This is a genomic window from Bradyrhizobium sp., assembly GCF_019242285.1.
GTDB lineage: Bacteria > Pseudomonadota > Alphaproteobacteria > Rhizobiales > Xanthobacteraceae > Bradyrhizobium.
This window is the reverse complement of record NZ_JAFAVV010000975.1, coordinates 1-3,922: the sequence shown is the minus strand read 5'-3', so window position 1 is coordinate 3,922 and position 3,922 is coordinate 1. Positions and strand designations below refer to the sequence as shown.

Below are 3,922 nucleotides of genomic sequence, written 5' to 3'. Positions count from 1 at the left end.
GTTATCATGTTTGAAAGGCGCACGCGGGCAGTTGCCGTACCGCTGGGGCTTGCAGTTGCTCTTTCGGGATGCGCTGTCGGACCCGATTTCAAAATACCATCGCCACCTGATGTCGAGGGATATACGAGCACTCCGTTGCCGCCGCGGACGAGCGCGGCGGGCGTCGCGGGGGGCAAGGCACAGCGTTTTGTTAAGGAGCTCGATATCCCGGCGGATTGGTGGAGCCTGTTTCATTCGCGCAAACTCGATGCCTTGGTGGATCGCGCCCTTCAGGCCAATCCGACTCTCGAAGCAGCCCTGGCGGCGCTACGTCAGGCCCAGGAAAACGCGGACGCGCAGCGGGGAAAGTTCGTCCCGACGATACAGGGTAATTTCACGGGCACACGACAAACGACGCCGAGCAACGTCCTCGGCAGTTCAATCCCGCTGGCGGACGGATCGACGACCAATTCATTTAACGTCGTCACATCGCAAGTCATTATCTCTTACACTTTTGATGTCTGGGGCCAGAATCGCCGTGCTGTCGAATCGCTCGATGCACTGGCTGACTCGCAACGCTTTCAGGCCGAAGCTGCGCGTCTGACGCTCGCTGCTACTGTCGCGCTAGCGGCAATTCAGGAGGCGACACTGCGCGACCAGATTACGGCGACGCGCGAACTCATCAGCATCAACGGGAAAATGCTGGACATTTTGCAGCGCCAGTTGACGGCGGGCTATGCAAATCGGGTCGATGTCGCAGCTCAGGAGGCACAATTGGCTCAGACGGTGGCAACCCTGCCGCCGCTCGAGAAACAGTTGGGGCAACAGCGCAACCTTCTCGCTGCTTTATCGGGCCGCTTTCCCAGCGAAGGAGTCCCGGAAACTTTTACGCTCGCCACTTTTAGGCTGCCGGCAGATCTGCCGTTGAGCCTGCCGTCGAGACTGATCGACCAGCGACCTGACGTTCGAGCCGCGGAAGGGCTTCTCCATTCCGCCAATGCTCAAGTCGGCGTTGCCATTGCGAACATGCTCCCCAACTTTTCCATCAACGGCAGTGGGGGCTATACCGCTACGGCACTAGGCAATATTGCGGACTATGTTTCTCCAACGAATCGCTTTCTGACGTTGGCTGGCAGTGCGACGCATACAATCTTCGACGGCTTTACTCTGTTGCATCAAAAGCGGGCTGCGGAAGCTGCCCTTGATCAGGCTGCCGCGCAATATCGTGCTACGGTTCTTATCGCGTTCCAGAATGTGTCGGATACCCTGCGCGCTCTGCGGTCCGACGCAAACGCGCTAAAGGCGGCTGCGGAATTCGAAGGCGCGGCTAAGGTCAGCTTTGACCTCGTCCGACAACAGTTTGATTCAGGCTACGCTAATGTTTTATTGCTGCTGAACGCGCAACAGACCTATCTACAAGCTAGAATCGCAACGATCCAAGCGAGGGCCAATCGCCTGGCCGACACGGTCGCGCTCTATCAAGCCTTGGGAGGCGGCTGGTGGAATCGCGAAGCTTCGGCAGATGGCTTGCCCCTTCCACCGATCCGGCTGGATCGCTAGGTGTTATGGCGATGCGGAGGCGTCAATGTTGAGCCCGGGGACCTCGTTTCCGTCGATATTGACGGCACAGTCGTGATTCCAAGAGAGCTAGCGGAAGAGGCAACGCCAAATCTTGGGATAAGGTGCAAGCGGAAGATCACGTGGGCAAAATTCTGCGATCGGGCGCCGCTGTTTCCGACACTTTTGAAAAATTTGGTATTTTGTAAGCAGCAACGCGTTTTAGCATTATGACACCGCGTGCGAAGCTCCGCGATTGACAAGGCACAGCCGACCAAAACAAACTTAATTTAAAAGAGCAAAAACAATCGAGTCAAAACTCGATCCGTTTGACCGAAATCAGTCGATTAACCGGACGAAACCAAATCCGGACTAGATCAATGTCGTGTTGGTCACCTCCACCTCACTCCGGCACCAGCTCGGTCATCTTGCTCGATCAGGACGACACCCGCAGCTTTTAGGCACGCTTCGATTTTGAGAACGGTGGCGACGTGAGCCATGAGGGGTCCGCGGCCAATTTCAAGCCGCTGAACTGTGGCCAGTCCGATCTTGGCCTTTTTGGCGAGGTCTTGTTGTTTCCAGTCCAGCAGAGCGCGAGCGGCTCTCAATTGGGGTGCTGTCAACATCACCCGATTGTTCCTGATTTGGACCATGTTGACAAGCGCTCTAATACGAGCGTCCATACCTCATATTAAATGTGAGGTGTATCAATGGTATTGCCACTCGACTTTGCCCGCGCCCGCCACGCGGCGCTGCGCGAGCGCATTCGAAAGGACGACCCGTCTCTCGACGAACAAACCCTCGCCGACACCCTTGAAGGGATCAGCGATCTTCATGATGCCATCGCCGCTATTGTGCGCGCCGCCCTCACCGACGAAGCCCTCGTCGATGGGCTTAAGGGACGCATCAAAGAGATGCAGGAACGGCTCGAACGATTGGATATCAGGGCCAGCACACGGCGCCAGATCGCGCGGGACGCCATGGTGGAGAATGACATTCCAACGATCAATGCCGCCGATCTGACAGTCTCCATCCGCAAGGGCCAGCCACGGCTCTTGATCATCGACGAGGCTGTAATCCCTGCGAGTTATTGGGAACCCGGAGACCCCAAGCTCAACCGACAGGCTCTCCTGGCGGATCTGAAGGACGGCGGCACCGTGACCGGAGCCTATCTTTCCAATGCCGAGCCGGTACTGAGCGTGAGGAGCCGCTGATATGACCTTTTCACAAACCCAACTCCGCGCGCTTCGGCGGGACCTTGAGGATGATGTTGTTCGCAACCGAGAGGCTCATGGCCGATCTTTCTTCTACATTGAGGGCTGGCATGCCATTGCCGAAGCAACGGATTTTTCGGGTCGGGCTTGATCGCATCAATCGAGACATGCTCGATCGAGGCGCGGAAAGAAGGACGTACTCGTTTCATTTCGTGTGCTCCAATTTAGCCTGGAGGAATCCAGGCGGAGCAGCACCATGGGTACACGAGGTCGCGCGAACCGGGTCCGCGCCCTCGCGCTAGCTGTTCAATTCCCTGTTAGCGAACTTCCGGGCTCGTGTCAGACGGTGCTTAAGCGCTGTACGCGGGACGTCGCGCAACGGCTTATTCTGATCCACGTCGGGGTCGCCCGTCCACCCAACCATGAAGGTGATCGTGGTGTCGGTTACTTCGACGATGAAACCATGTCCCGCCTCGGCCTCGATGAGTCTTTCCAAATCGCGCAACTGGAGTCGCGGGTTTTTCCTGACCTGTGCGATGATCCATTTCTGAAGATCGTCCGGTTGTTTGGCTTGGCCGCCCTTCCTGCCAAAATAATGAGAAAAGAGAGCTCGGGTTCGTTCGGCGTCGGCCAAGGCTTGTTCGAGGGTCATCCTCGAATCCAGTTCGACCTCTCTCGCCTCCTCGCTGGCCAGGTCCGCGAACGCCACTTCGTACAGCGCCGGATCAGCCAGACGCTTTTCAAATCGTTTGCGTTCCTCGATCCAAAAGGCCCGGTTGCGGTTGTTCCATTCGGCAAGCTGATTCAAGAATCACTCCTTGAGTGTCGAGCCCCGCCATATCATCGCAAAACTACTCCCTTCCGTTCCGTGCCGAAGGTTCCCGCTCCCGCAAACTAGTTAATGACTGTGACCGGTTGCCGCGACCGTTCTCGCGCGTGCCGACGGAGATCCCTGCCGCTGCTCACCAATTCCCTGCTTGCCGACAAAACATCCCTGCTTGGCTCAAAAAATTCCCTGCCATAATTCGCAGAATCCCCGCGCACTCGCGAGAAGTGCCCGTGTTATCGGGCTAACAAGCGACATCACAATCCGCCGGTTATCTATTTTTGAATGGAGTGGCGGTCCCGAGAGGAGTCGAACCTCCGACCTTCGGTTTAGGAAACCGCTGCTC

4 protein-coding genes are annotated in these 3,922 nt (G+C 57.0%); 2 read left to right on the top strand and 2 right to left on the bottom strand.

What is annotated here, in order from left to right:
* Positions 1-1,539, top strand: a 1,539-nt coding sequence (locus tag JOY90_RS39830; RefSeq protein WP_367277062.1) for an efflux transporter outer membrane subunit, incomplete at its 5' end; no start/stop codon positions are given.
* Between the two features lie 389 nt (positions 1,540-1,928).
* Here JOY90_RS39830 and JOY90_RS39825 read toward each other — a convergent pair.
* A complete protein-coding gene (locus JOY90_RS39825) occupies positions 1,929-2,162 on the bottom strand; it encodes a helix-turn-helix transcriptional regulator (RefSeq protein ID WP_291696555.1) in 234 nt (77 codons plus the stop codon).
* Between the two features lie 84 nt (positions 2,163-2,246).
* Here JOY90_RS39825 and JOY90_RS39820 point away from each other — a divergent pair, with 84 nt between their 5' ends.
* Positions 2,247-2,750 (top strand): siphovirus Gp157 family protein, encoded by a 504-nt coding sequence (locus tag JOY90_RS39820; protein ID WP_291696554.1) that lies wholly within the window; start codon positions 2,247-2,249, stop codon positions 2,748-2,750.
* A gap of 298 nt (positions 2,751-3,048) precedes the next feature.
* Here the strand turns inward: JOY90_RS39820 and JOY90_RS39815 are convergent, their stop codons facing one another.
* Complete coding sequence (locus JOY90_RS39815) at positions 3,049-3,558, bottom strand: hypothetical protein (protein ID WP_291696553.1); 510 nt, start codon at positions 3,556-3,558, stop codon at positions 3,049-3,051.
* Between the last annotated feature and the right edge of the window lie 364 nt (positions 3,559-3,922).